This window comes from Paracoccus sp. S1E-3 (assembly GCF_013868135.1).
Taxonomy (GTDB): Bacteria; Pseudomonadota; Alphaproteobacteria; order Rhodobacterales; family Rhodobacteraceae; genus Paracoccus.
In genome coordinates this window covers 1,853,710-1,872,086 of the sequence record NZ_JACEMU010000004.1, presented here as the reverse complement: position 1 = coordinate 1,872,086, position 18,377 = coordinate 1,853,710, and the positions used below count along the sequence as shown (strand labels likewise).

The following is an 18,377-nucleotide window of genomic DNA, read 5'->3' as shown; positions in this document are numbered from 1 at the left end:
ATGGCCAAGCAATTCGCCTCCGCCGGGGATATGGCGGAAAAGCAGATCAGCTTTACCGAGATCGGCGACGGTCTCTGGGCCTTCACCGCCGAGGGCGATCCGAATACCGGCGTCATCATCGGCGACGAGTCGGTGATGATCGTCGAGGCGCAGGCCACCCCGCGCCTTGCCCGCAAGGTGATCGAAAAGCTCCGCGAGGTCACCGACAAGCCGATCAGCCATCTGGTGATGACTCATTACCACGCCGTGCGTGTGCTGGGCGCCTCGGCTTACGGCGCGCCGACCGTCATCATGGGCGAAAAGGCCCGCGCCATGGTCGTCGAGCGCGGGCAGGAGGACTGGGACAGCGAATTCGCCCGCTTTCCGCGCCTGTTCCAGGGGCACGAGGAAATTCCCGGCCTGACCTGGCCGACCGAGACGTTTTCGGACCGCATGACCGTCTATCTGGGCAAGCGTCGGGTCGATCTGATGCATCTCGGCCGCGCCCATACGGCGGGCGACATCGTCGCCTATGTCCCCGATCAGAACGTCATGTTCACCGGCGACATCGTCGAATATCACAGCGCCTGCTATTGCGGCGACGGCCATTTCGCCGACTGGCCGGCGACGCTGGAGGCGATCCGCGCCTTCAACCTCGACGCCATCGCGCCGGGGCGCGGCGATGCGCTGATCGGCCGCGAGATGGTCACGGCGGCCCTGGACAACACCGCCGATTTCGTCCGCTCGACCTATCAGCCGGCGGCCCGCGTGGCGCGTGGCGGCGGCACGCTGAAACAGGCCTGGGACGCGGTGCGCGCCGAATGCGATCCGAAATTCGGCAGCTACGCGATCTATGAACATTGCCTGCCCTTCAACGTCTCTCGCGCCTATGACGAGGCGCTTGGCATCGACACCCCGCGCGTCTGGACCGCCGAGCGTGACCGCCAGATGTGGGAATTGCTGCAGGGCTGACGGCAACGGGAGGGGAGGCCCATGGCGAAGATCTTTGAAACCGCGCTCTACCCCTATCGGCGCCACCCCGATCAGGACGCGCCCGCGCCGGTGCGCCATCCGGTGATCGTGGTCGGCGCCGGGCCGGTGGGGCTGACGGCGGCCATCGACCTCGGGCTGCACGGTGTGCCGGTGGTGGTGCTGGACGACAATGACCGGGTGTCCACCGGCAGCCGCGCCATCTGCTTCGCCAAGCGCCCGCTGGAGATCTTCGACCGGCTCGGCTGCGGGCAGCAGATGGTCGAGAAGGGCGTGGTCTGGAATGTCGGACGGGCCTTCGCCGGCGAAAAGCAGGTTTACGAGTTCAACCTGCTGCCCGAGGGCGGTCACCGTCGCCCCGCCTTCATCAACCTACAGCAATACCATGTCGAACAGATGCTGCTCGACCGCTTACGCGAATTGCAGGCCGAAGGCGCGCCGATCGAGCTGCGCGGCAAGTCCCGCGTCTCGGCCATCGGCACCCATCCCGACCACGTGACCATCGAGATCGACACGCCCGAGGGCAGCTATGATCTGGAAGCCGAATGGCTGATCGCCTGCGACGGCGCTGGTTCGCCCACGCGCAGGATGCTGGGCCTCGATTTCGTCGGTCGGGTGTTCGAGGATAATTTCCTGATCGCCGATGTGACCATGCAGGCCGATTTCCCGACCGAACGCTGGTTCTGGTTCGATCCCCCCTTCAACCCCGACCAGTCGGCGCTGCTGCACAAACAGCCCGACGGGGTCTGGCGGATCGACCTGCAACTCGGCTGGGACATCGACAAGGAGGTCGAGAAGCGCCCCGAAAACGTGATACCACGCATCAGGGCGATGCTGGGCGAGGAGGTGGACTTCGCCCTCGAATGGGTCAGCGTCTACACTTTTCAATGCCGGAGGATGGAGCGTTTCCGCCATGGAAGGGTGATCTTCGCGGGCGATTCCGCCCATCAGGTCAGCCCCTTCGGCGCGAGGGGCGCCAACAGCGGCATTCAGGACGCCGACAACCTGATCTGGAAGCTGAAACTGGTGCTGGACGGCGCGGCACCCGACGCACTGCTGGACAGCTACGACGCCGAACGCGTTTACGGGGCCGAGGAAAACATCCTCAACTCCACCCGCTCGACCGATTTCATCACCCCGAAATCGGAGATCAGCCGCATTTTTCGTGACGCCGCCCTGCATCTGTCCGAGCGCCATGCCTTCGCCCGCCCCTTCGTGAACTCAGGGCGCCTGTCGGTGCCCTGCACCTATGACGGCTCGGCGCTGAACACCCCCGACGCGCTGCCTGACGGCCCGGCCCGCACCCGCCCCGGCAGCCCCTGCCCCGATGCGGAAATCGCGGGCGGCTTCCTTCTCGACCGCCTCGGCGGCCGCTTCACCCTGCTGGCCATCGGCGTCGACGCCACCCCGGTCGAGGCCGGTGACATCCCCCTCGACCTCATCACCCTGGCGTCCGAGGGCGCGCTTCTGGACCGCTACGGCCGCGGCCTCTACCTGATCCGCCCCGACCAGCACATCGCCGCCCGCTGGCCCGGCTTCGACGAGACCGCCATCCGCGAGGCCCTGTCTCGCGCCACGGGGAACACGCCATGAGCCTGAACCTGCAACCGAACCTGAAATCCCCGGATGATGCCTATGCGGCTCTGCTAGAGGCACATGAGGGGCTGTCGAAGGAGGAATCCGACGCGCTGAATGCGCGGCTGATTTTGGTTCTGATGAACCATGTGGGGGAAATGGAGGTGATTAGGAAGGCGCTGGAGGCAGCGAGGGAATAACCTAAATGCGCATCTAATCAGCAGGCTTTTGATATAGTACCTCAGGCAATTTACCATTCGCCGTATGGAGTTCGACCTTGACTATTCCGGGGCCATTAAGTCGCAGCCCCGCTTCTCGTATGTTTGCTTCGTAGTCAGGAGGAGCGAGAATGCCGCCGATCTGCCGACCGATTCTGGTAAATTCAATATGATCCCAACGGACTTGGCAGTCTTTAGAAAAAAATACGAACAATCGCACCTGCCCGGCGCTCATTGGCGACCAAAGAGCATTTCCCTCCGTGATCGGTGTATATGCTGGTAAGTACTGTGCAATGCCGGTGGCCGCCATGAGGCCAACCTCCGCTAGGCGCTTCCATCTCGAAAACCACTCGCCCCGCCAGAAGTCGGGTCCGTGATCGACTGAATCGCCAACACTTCTTGCCCAGACAAGACTAAAGTCCTGCGCAATCGAAGAATCCAACTCGGCGACAGTGCGCAGAGTTGATAGCGAAAATGATCCAGGGCGCACAATCTCACCCGCAAGTACGCGACCGAAAAAATCTTGAAGTCGGTCTGACGAAGCATCTTCTGCAAATCGTACGAAGGCGTTCATCCAATCTTCGTCCGGTGTGCCTGGCTTAGCTTCGTCTGTTGGCGCATCGGTGATATGTTGTACAGCGCGCTGTGCTACCTGCACTCTGTTTGAGGCCTTTCGTATGGCCGTAGGCAGATAGACCTCCTCTGCGGCCCGCATTAAAGCTGGATCATTAATCGCGCGTTCAGCCACTTTTTTCGACAGCTCTGTGGCTACGAGTGAGCGTCCCGCTGCATCGTCGTTGATGGCTTGAGCACGTCGGCGCAACCATGCAGCTGGAATGACCCCTAAATTACCGAGCAGAAAGCCCAATGCACCAAAGAGGCCTTTTTTGACAGGATCAGGTAGGTTCGTGGCCGCCTCGGTGATAACCGATAAGCTCGAGGTCTCTGTCTCACTCATCATGTACCTCCACCCTAGAAAATCGTCATTTATGCGCAGTTATTACAAATAGTAAAGTATGTAGGATGAGGCCCACTAGTGCCAATGAATGTTTGTACTGTTCTGTAAAGCACGTCAAAATAAAACGGCCCGCCGATAGGCGGGCCGTTTCAATTCCATCGCAAGCCGCCTCTTACAGCGACCGCTCGACCTCTTCGCGCTCGAAGATCTCGATCACGTCGCCGACGCGGATGTCGTCGTAGTTCTCGAAGGCCATGCCGCATTCCTGACCGGACTGCACTTCTTTCACTTCGTCCTTGAAGCGCTTCAGCGTCTTCAGGGTGCCCTCGTGGATTACCACGTTGTCGCGCAGCAGGCGGACGCCGGCCGAGCGGCGGGCCACGCCTTCGGTGACCAGACAGCCGGCGACCTTGCCGACGCCGGTGACCTTGAAGACTTCGCGGATCTCGGCATAGCCGATGAAGTTTTCGCGCACTTCGGCCGAGAGCAGGCCCGAGGCCGCCGCTTTGATGTCATCCACCAGATCGTAGATGATCGAGTAATAGCGGATCTCGACACCCTTCTGATTGGCCGAATTGCGGGCCGGGGCGTTGGCGCGGACGTTGAAGCCGATGACCGGCGCGCCCGAGGCTTCGGCCAGACCCACATCGGATTCGGTGATCGCGCCGACGCCGTAATGCAGCACCCGGACGCGGACCTCGTCATTGCCGACCTTTTCAAGGGCCTGCACGATGGCTTCCGCTGAACCCTGCACGTCGGCCTTCACGACCACCGGCAGTTCGGCCACGCTTTCGTCGGCCTTGGCCTTGGCCATCAGCTGTTCCAGCGTCGTGGCAGCCCCGGCGGCGGCGCGTTTGTCCTTGGCCGCCTGGATGCGGTAATCGGCGATCTCGCGGGCCTGGGCCTCGGTCTCGACCACGTTCAACACGTCGCCGGCTTCGGGCGTGCCGTTCAGGCCCAGAACCTCGACAGGGACGGACGGACCGGCCTCGTCGACGCGGTTGCCCTTGTCGTCGATCAGAGCGCGGACCTTGCCCCACTGCTCGCCCACGACGAAGATGTCGCCTCGGCGCAGGGTGCCGTTCTGGACCAGTACCGTGGCCACCGGACCACGGCCCACATCCAGCTGCGCCTCGATCACGGCGCCCTGGGCGGCGCGGTCGGGATTGGCCTTCAGTTCCAGAATCTCGGCCTGCAGGGCGATGGCTTCCAGCAGATCGTCCAGGCCTTGACCGGTATGGGCCGACACCTCGACATCCTGCACGTCGCCGCCCATTTCCTCGACCACGACTTCATGTTGAAGCAGGTCGGTGCGGACCTTCTGGGCATTCGCGGCGGGCTTGTCGATCTTGTTGATCGCCACGATCATCGGCACGTTGGCGGCCTTGGCGTGGTTGATGGCCTCGACCGTCTGCGGCATCACGGCGTCATCGGCCGCCACCACCAGCACGACGATATCGGTGACATTCGCACCGCGCGCCCGCATCGAGGTGAAGGCCGCGTGGCCGGGCGTGTCGAGGAAGGTCAGCACCGCCCCGCTTTCGGTCTTCACCTGATAGGCGCCGATATGCTGGGTAATGCCGCCCGCCTCGCCCGAGACGACGTTCGCGTGCCGGATCTTGTCCAGAAGCGAGGTCTTGCCGTGGTCGACATGGCCCATGATGGTGATGATCGGCGGACGCGGCTGCAGATCCTCGGCCTTGTCCTGAACCTGGTCGATGACCTGCTCCACGTCGGCATCGGACACGCGAACCGCGCGGTGGCCGAATTCCTCGATCACCAGTTCGGCGGTATCGGCGTCGATGGACTGGTTCATCGTCACCATCATGCCCATCTTCATCAGCGCCTTGACGACATCCGCGGCGCGTTCGGCCATGCGGTTCGCCAGCTCGCTGACCACGATCGCTTCGGGAAGCTGCACGTCGCGCACCTGCTTTTCGGCGCGCAGGTTCTGGCCCATCGCCTTCTGCTTGGCGCGTTCCTGCTTGCGCTTCATCGCGGCCAGACTGCGCTGGCGGCCGCCTTCGCCGTCAAGGGCGGCGGTCACCGACAGCTTGCCGGTGCGGCGCGCGTCGCGATCGTTGTTCTTGTTGCGCGAATCGCGGTCGTCCGGGCGCACTTCGCGCTCGGGCCGTGCCGGGCGGGCCGAGACACCCTTGGTTTCCGCACGCGCCGCCGCTGCCTGCGCCGCTGCCGCATCCGCCGGCGCCGCAGCCGGGGCGGCCGCCGCAGGCTTGCGCACTTCTTCCTTCTTCTGGGCGCGCAGCTTGGCTTCTTCGGCCTTGCGGGCGTCCTCTTCTTCCTTGGCGCGCAGCATTTCCTCGCGCTCGCGGTCTTCACGCTCCTTCGCCTCGATCTCGGCGCGGCGGCGTTCGCGTTCTTCCTCGCGGCTCTTTTCCTCGGCGGCGCGGGCAGCGGTCTCCTCGGCCTCGCGGGCCTTGGCGGCTGCCAGCGCCTTCAGGCGACGCTCCATTTCCGCGTCGGAGATCCCGGCCGGGCGCTTCGTGGACGAGGCGACGGCCCGCGCCACGTTTTCAGGCGTGGCCGAACGCGGCTTGTCACCGGCTGCCGGCGCACCCGGCTTCGGCACGACGACGCGCTTGCGTTTGGTTTCGACCACGACACTTTTCGTGCGGCCATGGCTGAAGCTTTGTTTCACCTGACCCGGGCGGTTGCCGCCGAGACCCAGTGGTTTCTTGCCGTCTGTATCGCTCATCTGCGTCTTATTCCTTCCCGGCCCGTACGGCCGATTGCCCCCGCAGGCCATTCAGCCTGCCAGCGTCCCGGATGACCTTGTCTGCGATTCCGCCCCGCGAAAGCGCGCTGTGTATGACATGATCACGCCCGAAAGCCAAACCCAATTCCGATGCGGTAAGGCAGCCGAACCAGCGTGCCCCTTCGGGTGTCCAAAGCTTCCCCTTGCCCCGATCGGACCCGTCCGATGCCTGAAGCAGAACCTTTACCCGACCGGCCGCAAGCCAGTCCTTGACCTTTTCGAAACCGGCCACCGCGTGACCGGACTTCCGTCCCAGCGAGACCAGATCGACAACCCGTCGCGCCAGCCCGGCTTCCAACAGTTCCACCAGCCCTTCCGGCGGCTTCGCGGGCGCTTTCGCGCCGCGCGAGAACAGACCCTTGGTGATCGCGCGCTCGATTATCGCACGATCAGCGGTCAGCCAGAAGCCTCGGCCGGGCAGTTTTTCCGCAAGATCGGGCACCACCATGCTGTCGGGGCCCAACACGAAACGGATCAGACCCGCTTTCGGTTGCACCTCGCCAGTCACGAGACAGCGCCTTTCGGCGATCTCGGTGTCTTTTTCGCGTCCGCCCCGCGTCATGGCCGCCCGTTCCGGGGCGATCAGGCCCCGGCCTCCGTGGTTTCGTCGCTGTCTTCGGCAGTCGAGACAAGCTCGTCCGGGTCAACCCAGCCCAGCATGACACGCGCGGTCATGATCATGTCCTGTGCGGTTTCCAGCGTGACGCCGAAAGGTTCCAGCAGGCCGTCATCCTTGACCCGCTGACCGTTCACCGTGGTCCAGCCGCCGGCCAGTTCCCAATCGGCGCAGGTGGCGAAGTCTTCCAGCGTCTTCACGCCATCCTTCGCCAGCGCCTCTATCATCTGGGGGGTCAGACCTTCAAATTCAATCAGACTGTCCTCGACCCCAAGCGCGCGGGCATTTTCAAGCGCCTGACGGTTCGCGGCCTCGATCACGTCGCGGGCGCGGGCCTGCAGTTCCGAGGCGGTCGCTTCGTCCACGCCGTCGATCGACAGAAGCTCGTCCTGGTCGATATAGGCCACTTCCTCCAGATTGGTGAAGCCTTCGGCGACCAGCAGCTGGGCGAAGAATTCGTCCAGATCCAGGTTGTCCATGAACAGCTTGGTGCGGGCGTTGAATTCGGCCTGACGGCGCTTCGATTCTTCTTCCTCGGTCAGGATGTCGATATCCAGACCCGTCAATTGCGAGGCCAGGCGCACGTTCTGGCCGCGCCGCCCGATGGCCAGCGACAGCTGTTCTTCCGGCACCACCACCTCGATCCGGGGCGCGTCCTCGTCAACGACCACCTTGGAGACTTCGGCCGGCTGCAGCGCGTTCACGAGGAAGGTGGCCTGATCTTCATTCCACGGAATGATGTCGATCTTTTCGCCCTGCAATTCGCCGACGACGGCCTGCACGCGCGAACCGCGCATACCGACGCAAGCGCCGACCGGGTCGATCGAGTTGTCATAGCTGATGACGGCAATTTTCGCGCGACTGCCCGGATCGCGGGCCACGGCCTTGATCTCGATCACGCCGTCATAGATCTCCGGCACTTCCATCTTGAACAGTTCGGCCATGAACTGCGGGTCGGTGCGCGACAGGAAGATCTGCGGGCCGCGGGTCTCACGCCGCACATCCTTGACATAGGCGCGGATGCGGTCATTCGGGCGATAGCTTTCGCGACCGATCTTTTCGTTGCGGCGCAGGATCGCTTCGCCACGGCCGACATCGACGATGATGTTGCCGTATTCCTCGCGCTTGACGACGCCGTTGATGATGGTGCCGGCGCGATCCTTGAATTCTTCATACTGGCGGTCACGCTCGGCTTCGCGGACGCGCTGCAGGATCACCTGCTTGGCCGATTGGGCGGCGATGCGGCCCAGTTCGACCGGGGGCACCTGCTCCTGGAACACGTCACCCACCTGCGGACCGCCCGCGAAATCCTCCAGCTTCTCGCCCTCGCGGGTCCAGAAATTCGCCGGGTCCTTCTGGCGCTCGAAATAGGGCTTGGCCTGATCGGCGGTGAACTCGGCCTGATAGTTTTCCAGGACCTCCTCATCCACCACGGTGCGCACGCGGGTGAAGGTCGCGTTGCCGGTCTTGCGGTCGATCGAGACGCGGATGTCCATCTCGGCGCCGTAGCGCGACTTGGCGGCGCGGGCGAGGCTGTCTTCCATCGCTTCGATGACCAGCTCGGGCTCGATCATCTTCTCGCGGGCCACGGCCTCGGCGGTTTGCAGCAGCTCAAGCTGGTTGGCAGAGGTGATTGCCATCACTTACTCCTTCGTTGCGGCGTCGTCTTTGTCGCCGTCTTCGGTTTGAATTTCGTCGAAAATCGATTCGTCGAGATTGTCGATCTCGATCCCGGCTTCCTTCTTCTGGCGCAGCATCTCGGCGATCAGATCGTCGGTGAGCAGCAGCTTGGCATCGGCCAGCCAGTCGAAATTCAGCCCGATGGTCTGGGTCTCGCCCCCGACCTCGATATTGATCAGCACGTCCTCGCCCTCGACTCCGGCCAGAACGCCGGTGAAGCGCTTGCGGCCGTCGATGGGTTGGTTGGTTTCCAGCTTCGCCTCGTAGCCTTCGAAGGTCGCGAAGTCCTTCAGCCGCGTCAGCGGGCGGTCGATGCCGGGGCTGGAAACCTCAAGATTGTATTTGTCTTCAATGGGATCTTCCACGTCCAGCGTGGCACTGACCATGGTCGAGATTTCCGCGCAGTCATCGACATTGATGCCGCCTTCGGGGCGGTCGGCCATGATCTGCAGCGTTGCCGTCTTGCCGCCCTGCAGGCGCAGGCGGACCAGTTCGAACCCCATATCCTCGATGACGGGGATCAGGATTTCCGCCAGCCGGCGGTCAATGGCGGTCTTGGCGATCAGGTCGTTGGACATGCGCATCCCCAGAAATGAAAAACGGGCCCGCAGCGGCCCGTGGAATACATCCGGTGGCGCAGGGGGTGGAGGCCTGCACCGCTGTTGAGGGGGATATAGAAGAACATTTGCCGGAAATCAACCCATATCGCTGTTTGCGCCGTTCGGCCGCCAAAATCCCGATCCGCGGGCGCGAGGTTCAGCGATCGGGTCCGCGCCGATGCAGGGGCTCACGAAAAACCGGCCTCAGCCCTTCTGCCCGCGCAGCTCGTCCATCACCGCCACCAGTTCGGCGGCAATGCGCGGCTCGCTCAACGCGTGGCCCGAGACGGGGACCATGCGCAGCCGGCAGCCGTGCCAGCCTTCGGCCAGGCGCCAGGCGGCGTCGGGCGGGCACACCATGTCATACCGGCCCTGCACAATCTGGCAGGGGATGTGTTCGATCCGGGCCCGGTCGCGCAGCAGCTGGCCCTCGTCGAGGAAGCAGCCGTTGCGGAAGTAATGGCATTCCAGCCGCGCGAAGGCGCGCGAATAATCCGAGGCGGCGGCCCCCGGATGGGGGATATCCATGCCCGCCAGCCCGTTTTCCCACATGATCCAGTGCCGGGCGAAGTGACGCTCGGCCGGCTCGTCGCCCGAAAACAGCCGGGCGTGATAGGCGGCGATCAGATCGCCCTGTTCCTCGCTCGGGATCGGCGCGCGGAAATCGGCCCATCGATCCGGCCAGAACCGCCCGGCGCCGCCGCCATAGAACCAATCGAGCTCCGACCGCTCGCCCAGAAACACGCCGCGCAGAATCAGCGCGGTGACGGCCTTGGGATGGGTCTGCGCGTAAGCCAGCGCCAGCGTCGCCCCCCAGCTGCCGCCAAAGACCGCCCAGGCGGCGATGCCCAGCGTGTCGCGAATCCGCTCGATATCGGCAATCAGGTGCTGGGTGGTGTTGGCCTCGACACTGGCATGGGGGGTAGACAGGCCGCAGCCCCGCTGATCGAACAGCACGATGCGGTAATGCGCGGGATCGAAGAAGCGGCGCATGAACGGGCTGCAGCCACCGCCGGGGCCGCCATGCAGGACCACGACGGGCCGGCCCTCGGGATTGCCGGATTCTTCGGCATAAAGGCTGTGGCCGTCACCCACCTCGATACGGTGGCGGATGAAGGGTTCCTGATGGGGATACAGGCGCGCTGCGCCGATTTGCCCTGCTGTGCGATCCATGCCTATTCTATATACGCCGCCGCAGGGGCGTGAAAGGACCGACCATGACCACCGACAGCCGAGACCCGTCCGAAATCGCCAAATTCGAGGCGATGGCCGCCGAGTGGTGGGACCCGAAGGGCAAATTCAAGCCGCTGCACATGATGAATCCGATCCGGCTGGGCTATATCACCAGCCAGATCGCCACCGAATTCGGCCGCGATCTGAAAGCGCCCCGGCCGTTCGAGGGGCTGCGCCTGCTGGATATCGGCTGCGGCGGCGGCCTGTTGTCGGAACCGATGGCGCGGCTGGGCGCGCAGGTCGTGGGCGCCGATGCCGCCCCGAAGAATATCGAGGTCGCGCGCCTTCATGCCGATCAGGTCGGGCTGGATATCGACTATCGCGCCGAAACCGCCGAGGCGCTGCTGGCCGGAGGCGAAAGCTTCGATGCCGTTCTGGCGATGGAGATCGTCGAGCATGTCGCCGAGCCGCCGGCCTTCGTGCAGACCTGCCACGACCTGCTGCGCCCCGGCGGTATTCTGGTGATGTCGACGCTGAACCGCACCGCGCGCAGTTTCGCCGCCGCCATCGTCGGAGCGGAATGGGTGATGCGCTGGCTGCCCAAGGGCACGCATGAATGGTCACGCTTCATCACGCCGGACGAGCTTGCGGCGATGATGCAGGCCGCGGGCCTGAAGGTGGTCGACCGGCGCGGGATGGTGTTCAACCCCCTCGGCTGGGCGTGGTCGCTGTCGGATCGCGACATGTCGGTGAACTATGCCGCAACAGGGGTGCGCAGGTCCTGACTTCGCGTTCGGGCCGCGCCGCCGCCCCATGGCGCCCACCGGGCGGGCGTGTCCCTACCGCCGCACGTCGGGGATGCGCGAGCGCACATAATCCACCGGTCGGTGCGGCGGCCGTCCATGGGTGCGGTTCCAGAAGACCGTCCCGCCCAGCCTGAGGAATATTGGCAGCGCCAGCACGATCCCGGCCACGAAGCCGCCCGCATGGGCCCAATAGGCCACGCCGCTGTCGCCGCCCATGGTCCAGAAGCTGCTGAAGACCTGCAGCAGGAACCACATGCCCAGCATCACCCAGGCCGGAATGGTCAGCATCTTGATATAGATGATGATGATCGCGATCACGTCGACGCGCGCCCTGGGGAACAGCAGCAGATATCCCCCCATCACCCCGGCAATCGCGCCGGACGCGCCGACCATGGGGATGCCTTCGGCCGGATTGGCGGCGATCTGGGCGGCGGCAGCCGCCAGCCCGCAGGCGAGATAGAAGATCAGAAAGCCCAGATGCCCCATCTGATCTTCCAGATTGTCGCCGAAGATCCACAGAAACAGCATGTTTCCGGCGATGTGCAGCAGCCCGGCATGCAGGAACATATGCGTCACCAGCCCCCACATGTCATAGCCGTTGACCACCGCCACCGGATAGAGCGCCAGTCTTTCCCACAGCTCGACCATGCCGCCGGCCCAGGGCATCGTCAGCAGGAACATGACCACATTCAGAAAGATCAGCCCGATGGTCACATAGGGCGTACGCTCGGACGGGTTGTGATCGCGGATCGGAAACATTGGCGTCCTTCAGGGGTTTGCCGGACGATGCCTGACCCGCGCGTCACGCGCAAGCGGGGCCTGTTCGACAGGATTTCCGGGCGCTAGGATCGCGCCCGACAGATTTCAAACGGGGAGAGCCGGATGTCCACGCTGACCGACCGCAAGAACGCCGCCATTTCGCGGGGGGTGGGGATGACCACCCAGATCTATGCCGACCGCGCCGAAAATGCCGAAATCTGGGACAAGGACGGCAACCGCTATATCGACTTTGCGGCCGGGATCGCGGTGGTCAATACCGGGCATCGCCACCCGAAGGTGATGGCGGCGGTCAAGGACCAGTTGGACCGCTTCACCCATACCTGCCACCAGGTTGTGCCCTATGAAAACTATGTCGAACTGGCCGAGCGCCTGAACGCGCTGCTGCCGGGGAAGGAACCGAAAAAGACCATCTTCGCCACCACCGGTGCCGAGGCGGTCGAAAACGCCATCAAGATTGCCCGTCATTATACCGGGCGGCCGGCGGTGATTTCCTTCGCGGGCGGCTTTCACGGCCGCACCTTCATGGGCATGGCGCTGACCGGGAAGGTCCAGCCCTACAAGGCCGGTTTCGGGCCGATGATGAACGACATCTGGCACCTGCCCTTCCCGAACGACCTGCACGGCGTCAGCCAGCAGGACGCGCTGGATGCGCTCGACCGGTTGTTCAAGGCCGATCTGGAACCGGGCCGGGTCGCCGCGATCATCATCGAGCCGGTGCAGGGCGAGGGTGGTTTCTACGAGGTCCCCGCCGGTTTCATGCAGAAACTGCGCGAGATCTGCGACGCCCATGGCATCCTGTTGATCGCGGATGAGGTCCAGACCGGCTTTGCCCGCACCGGCAAGCTGTTCGCGATGGAACATCACGGCGTGGCCGCCGACCTCACCACCATGGCCAAGGGTCTGGGCGGCGGTCTGCCGATTTCCGCCGTCACCGGCCGGGCCGAGGTGATGGACAGCCCCGGCCCCGGCGGTCTGGGGGGCACCTATGCCGGCAATCCGCTGGGGGTGGCGGCCGCCCATGCAGTGCTGGACGTGATCGAGGAGGAACAGCTGGCCGAGCGCGCCGAGCGGCTGGGCCAGCGGCTGAAGCAGCGCCTCGCCGGTCTGCGCGACGCCGTGCCCGAGATCGTCGACATTCGCGGCCCCGGCTTCATGAACGCGGTGGAGTTCAACATCGCCGGCACCGACAAGCCCAACCCCGAAATGGCCAACCGCGTCCGCGAGGAGGCGCTGAAGCGCAACCTCATCCTGCTGACCTGCGGCGTGTATGGGAACGTCATCCGCTTCCTCGCGCCGCTGACCATTCAGGACGATGTCTTCGCCGAGGCGCTGGATATTCTGGAGGACAGCGTCAAGGCCGCGCGCGGCTGATCCTCGGGCGCGTCGGGCCAGGGCGGTCCGGCGTCTTCCAGCCCCGCCGCGCCCGGACCGAAGGCCGCGGCGGCGTCGTTTTCGTTGAAGATCGGGCACAGCTCGTGGGACAGGCAGCCGCAGCGGACGCAGCCGTCCAGCCGGTCGCGGATCAACGTCAGCGCCGCGATCCGGCGGTCCAGATCGGCGCGCCATGCGGCCGAGATCGCGCCCCAGGCCCCCCGGCTCAGCGGATTGCCCGCCAGCGCCGGGGCGATGGCGCTGCGGATTTCGGCCAGCGGGATGCCGGCGCGCTGCCCGGCCTTGATGATCGCCAGCACCCGCAACATGGTCCGGTGATAGCGGCGGTGATTGGCGCCATTGCGTGTCGACCGGATGAGCCCCGCGCGCTCGTAGAAATGAATGGCCGAAACCGAAAACCCGCTGCGTTCCGCCAGCGCGCCCACCGACATTACCGGGGTCGAAGACCTTGGTGCATTGTTTTCAATGGACATTTTCCAATTGCCCTCAACCATGGTTCAGGTCCTATGATGGCCGCGATCTTGATTCCCTGCAAGGAGGGCGCGATGCCCCGCGAAAACGCGACGCCCCGAAATCAGTTTGACGCGCGGTCCGGTCTGGCAGAGCCTGCCACCGGTGCCGGGATCCGCGCAGAGGCGCGTAAGCCGCGCCTGTGCAATCGAAAGGCTGTTTGATGGAACGGATTCTGCGTGATCCGCGGGCCTGGGGTGTGATGCTGGCGGCGATGCTGACGATCATGTCGAACGCCACCATCACGCCGGCACTGATCGGGCTTCAGCAGGTCTTTGCAGACAACCCTCATGCACACCGGCTGATCCCGCTGCTGGTGACGGCACCCTCGCTGATCGTGGCGCTGGTGGCGCCTTTCGCCGGGGTCATCATCGACCGCATCGGCCGCCGGCCGCCGTTGCTGGCGGGGCTGGTCGTCTATGCGCTCGCCGGGACGGCCGGGCTGTATCTGCACAGTCTCGAGGCGATTCTGGCCAGTCGGCTGGCGCTGGGTCTTGGCGTGGCGGCGATCATGACGGCGCAGGCGACGCTGCTGGGCGATTACTTCGCGGGGCCCGCGCGCGGGCGGCTGATGGGTTATCAGGTCGCGGCAACCAATATCGGCGGCATGGCCTTCGTGACGCTGGCGGGGGTGCTGGCGGCACAGAACGCCCGCCTGCCCTTCGCCATCTATGGGCTGGCCATCCTGTTGCTGCCCATCCTGTCGCGCCTGCTGCCCGAGCCGCCGCGCGCCGTGAAGGGCAGCGATCCCGTCCAGGTCGCCGCGCCGGGAGAGCCGGGCTGGCCGGGCACGGTGACGATCATGGCCGCGGCGGCGGGACTGACCTTCGTGATCTTCTACATGGTGCCGACGCTGCTGCCCTATCTGCTGGCCGAGATCGGTGCCGGCGCGCCGCAGCAGACCGGCCGGGCACTGTCGGTAATGATGCTTGCGTCTTCGGTGCTGGCAGTGACCTCGGGCTGGGTGCGGCCGATCCTGGGGCGGATCGGGACGCCGCTGGCAGGTTATGCGCTGCTGGCTGTGGGCTTCTGGTTGGTTTCGGGCGCACAGGGAATGAAACAGGTATTGGCAGGCGCGGCGCTGATCGGCGCCGGGCTTGGCCTGTGCATGCCGACCTTCCTGACCACTGCCCTGAACGCCGCGCCGGCGCGCCATCGGGGGCTGGTCTCGGGCCTCATGACGGCGGCGGTGTTTCTGGGGCAGTTCCTCTCGCCCCTTGTTTTGCAGCCGATGGTCGAGAAATGGGGCCTTCCCGCGGTCTTCGCCCTTGGCGCGCGGGGCTGCATCGCGCTGGGGCTGATCCTCGGTCTGACGCTCAGTCGACGCCCGCAGCCGGTGGACAAGGCGAGGTCCGCGCACTAGCGTCCCGTTGAAATTCAAGGAGCCGCTCATGAGTGCGATCATCGAAGTCGATCATCTGAGCAAGCAATATCCGCGCGGCCCCAAGGCCCTCAACGATGTCTCGCTGAGCATCGACGAGGGCGAGATCGTCGCCATGCTGGGACCGAACGGCGCCGGCAAGACGACGCTGATCTCGATCATCTGCGGGCTGGTGGTGCCGACGGGCGGCACCGTGCGCGTCGGCGGCCATGACATTCGCGACGACTGGCGCGCGGCGCGCAAGCTGATCGGATTGGTGCCGCAGGAAATCACCCTCGAACCGTTCGAAACAGTGCTGAATACCGTCCGCTTCACCCGTGGCCTGTATGGCGCCCCGCCCGACGACGCCTATCTGGAAAGGGTGCTGCGCAGCCTGTCGCTGTGGGACAAGCGCAATGCCGCCACGCGCGAGCTGTCGGGTGGCATGAAGCGCCGGGTGCTGATCGCCAAGGCGCTGTCGCATAATCCCAAGGTGCTGTTTCTGGACGAGCCCACCGCAGGCGTCGACGTGGCGTTGCGGCGCGAGATGTGGCAGGTCGTCGACCAGCTGCGCCGCGACGGGGTGACCATCATCCTGACCACCCATTACCTCGAGGAAGCCGAGGAGATGGCCGACCGTATCGGCGTCATCAACCGCGGCAACCTTCTGCTGATGAAGCCCACGGCCGAACTGATGGGCGAATTCGGCAAGAAGCACCTGACGATCTCGCTGTACGAGCCCCTGGCCGCCTGCCCGCCCGAACTGGCCGAGCGCGGAATCACCCTGTCGGCGGACGGCCTGAGGCTGGGCTATGACTATGACACCCGGTCCGACCGGACGGGGATCGCCAATCTGCTGGCCGATCTGGCGCGGTTGGGCATTCAGGTCCGTGACGTGGCGACCAAGCAGTCCAGCCTGGAAGAGGTGTTCATGGCCCTTGTCGCCGACAAGCCTGAGGATGCGGCATGATCAACTGGGGCGCGATCCGCGCAATCTATATCCACGAGATGACCCGGTTCTTCCGCACCGTCTGGCAATCCATCGCCTCGCCGGTGCTGTCGACGGTGCTGTATTTCGTGGTCTTCGGCGCCGCCATCGGCGGCCGCATCCAGGCGGTCGAGGGCATCCCCTATGGCGCCTTCATCGTGCCCGGCCTGATGATGCTGACGGTGCTGCAGCAATCGGTGTCCAATGCCTCTTTCGGGATCTACTTCCCGAAATTCTCGGGCACGATCTACGAATACCTCGTCGCCCCCGCCGGCTGGATCGAGGTCACCACCGGCTTCGTCGGCGCCGCCGCCAGCAAGGCGATCCTGATCGCGCTGATCATCCTGCTGACCAGCTTCTTCTTCGTCGGCGTTCATATTGCGCATCCGCTCTGGATGCTGGCCTTCCTGTTCCTGACCGCCTTCGCGTTTTCGCTGCTGGGTTTCATCATCGGGCTGTGGGCGAAGAATTTCGAACAGCTTCAGATCGTGCCGATGATGGTCATCACGCCGCTGGTTTTTCTGGGCGGAGCCTTTTATTCGGCGTCGATGTTGCCCCCGTTCTGGGAGGCGGTGGCGAAGATGAATCCGGTGCTTTACCTGATCTCGGGCTTCCGATGGGCGTTCTTCGGCATCGCCGATGTGCCGGTGGGGCTGTCGCTGATCGCGGTGGGGCTGATGATCGTCATCTGCCTTGCCGCGATCGCCTGGATCTTCCGCACCGGCTGGCGCCTGCGCGAGTGAGCGCGCCCTACTGGGCGCAGATGCGCGTGGCGGGGTCCAGCCGGTGGTATTCCCGCGCGCTGATCTTCACCATTTTCAGGCTGTAACGCCATTCGGCATTCCATTTGCGCAGGATGCCATTGCGGTAGAAACTGGCCATGACCTGATCCACATAGGGCGGGATGATCTTGGTGTTGGGAATGCGCGGGGCGTGGAATCCGATGGTCGCGTTCGGGCCCAGGCAAGCGTTGCGCATGGTGGTCAGCATGGTGCAGGCCGACCGGCAATAGCCGCGGATGCGGACCTCCTTGCCGGAATTTTCCAGCTTGTAGCGGGTCTTCACCATCTCCAGCACATTGCCGCCGCGATCGTCATACACGTCGATATAGGTCTTCTTGACGCGGATTTCGGCCCCGGCAGCCAGCGGCATCAGGGCGAGCATCAAAATGGTGGCAATCAGACGAAACCGGGTGCGTTGGGTCATGTGGCTATGGATTTTTGAATCATGCGGTCATCTTGCTGTGCCATGCGGGAAAGCGAAAGCCAAAGCTGCGTGATCCTCCCCGATGCGCACAATAATGTGACACCATTCAGGAATGTGACACCCGGGCGCCATTTCACGTATTCGGCAAGAGCCTGATATGAGACCATTTTGCTGTAGGTAACTTCTGGAGTTGATGCTTATGAAAATTCTCTGGATCATTCTCGGGGTCATTTCGATCCTCGCCGGCGTGCTGGCCTTGGCCAATCCGATGGCCGCAACCCTTGCGGCGGAACAGATCGCCGGCTGGGGCTTCCTGATCGTCGGGGTGATGGAAATCTTCCTCGCGTTCCGGGCGGAAGGCTGGGGTGCGCGCATCTGGGCGATTCTGGTCGGCATCGCCTTCGTCCTGCTGGGGATCGCCCTGCTGGGCAATCCGCTGGAAGGCATCGTGACGCTGACCGTTCTGGCCGGCATCCTGTTCATGGCGACGGGCATTTTCCGTGTCGTCATGGCGTTCGATCTGCGTGGGACCAGTGCATTCTGGCTGGTTCTGCTCAGCGGGTTGCTGGCGATCCTGCTGGCGGTGATGATCTTCGGCAACTTCCCGGCCTCGGTGGTGACGCTTCTGGGCGTGCTGCTGGCGATCGAGCTGATCTCGAACGGGGTGTCGATGATCGCGCTGTCCTCGGTCGTGCCCGACCGCTGAGGTCCCTGCCCGGCCGGTTCGCGCCGGCCGGGCCCCACGTCACTTCAGACAGCTTGCTTTCGGGT

General features: G+C 64.4%; 18 protein-coding genes. 9 read left to right on the top strand and 9 right to left on the bottom strand.

Annotation, left to right across the window (positions count from 1 at the left end):
• The 3 genes from H1S04_RS09275 to H1S04_RS09265 are packed head-to-tail and all read left to right on the top strand — an operon-like array spanning position 1 to position 2,744.
• Positions 1–951, top strand: coding sequence for an MBL fold metallo-hydrolase (locus H1S04_RS09275; protein ID WP_181745201.1), 951 nt, complete (start codon positions 1–3; stop codon positions 949–951).
• A gap of 21 nt (positions 952–972) precedes the next feature.
• A complete protein-coding gene (locus H1S04_RS09270; RefSeq protein ID WP_181745200.1) occupies positions 973–2,562 on the top strand; it encodes an FAD-dependent oxidoreductase in 1,590 nt (529 codons plus the stop codon).
• Positions 2,559–2,744, top strand: coding sequence for a DUF2783 domain-containing protein (locus H1S04_RS09265; RefSeq protein WP_181745199.1), 186 nt, complete (start codon positions 2,559–2,561; stop codon positions 2,742–2,744). The genes H1S04_RS09270 and H1S04_RS09265 overlap by 4 nt, the downstream gene beginning before the upstream one ends.
• 13 nt (positions 2,745–2,757) lie before the next feature.
• Here the strand turns inward: H1S04_RS09265 and H1S04_RS09260 are convergent, their stop codons facing one another.
• From H1S04_RS09260 to pip, 6 genes are all read right to left on the bottom strand, one after another.
• A complete protein-coding gene (locus H1S04_RS09260; RefSeq protein WP_181745198.1) occupies positions 2,758–3,720 on the bottom strand; it encodes a DUF2806 domain-containing protein in 963 nt (320 codons plus the stop codon).
• Between the two features lie 172 nt (positions 3,721–3,892).
• Positions 3,893–6,436: a translation initiation factor IF-2 gene (gene infB, locus H1S04_RS09255; protein WP_181745197.1), complete on the bottom strand. Its 2,544-nt coding sequence runs from the start codon at positions 6,434–6,436 to the stop codon at positions 3,893–3,895.
• Between the two features lie 7 nt (positions 6,437–6,443).
• Positions 6,444–7,058: an RNA-binding protein gene (locus H1S04_RS09250; protein ID WP_181745196.1), complete on the bottom strand. Its 615-nt coding sequence runs from the start codon at positions 7,056–7,058 to the stop codon at positions 6,444–6,446.
• A gap of 20 nt (positions 7,059–7,078) precedes the next feature.
• Positions 7,079–8,752, bottom strand: a complete 1,674-nt coding sequence (gene nusA, locus H1S04_RS09245) for a transcription termination factor NusA (protein ID WP_181745195.1) — start codon at positions 8,750–8,752, stop codon at positions 7,079–7,081.
• Positions 8,753–8,755: 3 nt separating this feature from the next.
• Positions 8,756–9,370, bottom strand: a complete 615-nt coding sequence (rimP, locus tag H1S04_RS09240; RefSeq protein WP_181745194.1) for a ribosome maturation factor RimP — start codon at positions 9,368–9,370, stop codon at positions 8,756–8,758.
• A 225-nt stretch (positions 9,371–9,595) separates the two neighbouring features.
• Positions 9,596–10,564 (bottom strand): prolyl aminopeptidase, encoded by a 969-nt coding sequence (gene pip / locus H1S04_RS09235; protein WP_181745193.1) that lies wholly within the window; start codon positions 10,562–10,564, stop codon positions 9,596–9,598.
• 44 nt (positions 10,565–10,608) lie between these two features.
• On the opposite strand from pip, the gene ubiG reads away from it, so the two are divergent.
• Positions 10,609–11,349: a bifunctional 2-polyprenyl-6-hydroxyphenol methylase/3-demethylubiquinol 3-O-methyltransferase UbiG gene (gene ubiG, locus H1S04_RS09230; RefSeq protein ID WP_181745192.1), complete on the top strand. Its 741-nt coding sequence runs from the start codon at positions 10,609–10,611 to the stop codon at positions 11,347–11,349.
• Positions 11,350–11,403: 54 nt separating this feature from the next.
• Here ubiG and H1S04_RS09225 read toward each other — a convergent pair whose 3' ends face one another.
• Complete coding sequence (locus tag H1S04_RS09225) at positions 11,404–12,129, bottom strand: rhomboid family intramembrane serine protease (protein WP_181745191.1); 726 nt, start codon at positions 12,127–12,129, stop codon at positions 11,404–11,406.
• A 123-nt stretch (positions 12,130–12,252) separates the two neighbouring features.
• Here H1S04_RS09225 and H1S04_RS09220 point away from each other — a divergent pair, with 123 nt between their 5' ends.
• On the top strand, positions 12,253–13,521 hold the full coding sequence (locus H1S04_RS09220; RefSeq protein ID WP_181745190.1) for a 4-aminobutyrate--2-oxoglutarate transaminase: 1,269 nt from the start codon (positions 12,253–12,255) through the stop codon (positions 13,519–13,521).
• On the opposite strand, the gene soxR is transcribed toward H1S04_RS09220, so the two are convergent.
• Positions 13,455–13,973 carry a redox-sensitive transcriptional activator SoxR gene (gene soxR / locus H1S04_RS09215; protein WP_255435492.1) on the bottom strand — a complete coding sequence of 173 codons (519 nt, stop codon included), beginning with the start codon at positions 13,971–13,973 and terminating at the stop codon, positions 13,455–13,457. The genes H1S04_RS09220 and soxR overlap by 67 nt on opposite strands.
• A gap of 242 nt (positions 13,974–14,215) precedes the next feature.
• Here soxR and H1S04_RS09210 point away from each other — a divergent pair, with 242 nt between their 5' ends.
• From H1S04_RS09210 to H1S04_RS09200, 3 genes are read left to right on the top strand one after another with little or no spacing between them, the layout of a single operon-like run.
• Positions 14,216–15,415: an MFS transporter gene (locus H1S04_RS09210; RefSeq protein WP_181745188.1), complete on the top strand. Its 1,200-nt coding sequence runs from the start codon at positions 14,216–14,218 to the stop codon at positions 15,413–15,415.
• A gap of 28 nt (positions 15,416–15,443) precedes the next feature.
• A complete protein-coding gene (locus tag H1S04_RS09205; protein ID WP_181745187.1) occupies positions 15,444–16,382 on the top strand; it encodes an ABC transporter ATP-binding protein in 939 nt (312 codons plus the stop codon).
• A complete protein-coding gene (locus tag H1S04_RS09200) occupies positions 16,382–17,143 on the top strand; it encodes an ABC transporter permease (protein WP_181745461.1) in 762 nt (253 codons plus the stop codon). Before H1S04_RS09205 ends, H1S04_RS09200 begins: the two co-directional genes overlap by 1 nt.
• 7 nt (positions 17,144–17,150) lie before the next feature.
• Here H1S04_RS09200 and H1S04_RS09195 read toward each other — a convergent pair whose 3' ends face one another.
• Positions 17,151–17,606 (bottom strand): hypothetical protein, encoded by a 456-nt coding sequence (locus H1S04_RS09195; RefSeq protein WP_181745186.1) that lies wholly within the window; start codon positions 17,604–17,606, stop codon positions 17,151–17,153.
• A gap of 193 nt (positions 17,607–17,799) precedes the next feature.
• Here H1S04_RS09195 and H1S04_RS09190 point away from each other — a divergent pair, with 193 nt between their 5' ends.
• Positions 17,800–18,312, top strand: coding sequence for an HdeD family acid-resistance protein (locus tag H1S04_RS09190; protein ID WP_181745185.1), 513 nt, complete (start codon positions 17,800–17,802; stop codon positions 18,310–18,312).
• Positions 18,313–18,377: the final 65 nt, after the last annotated feature.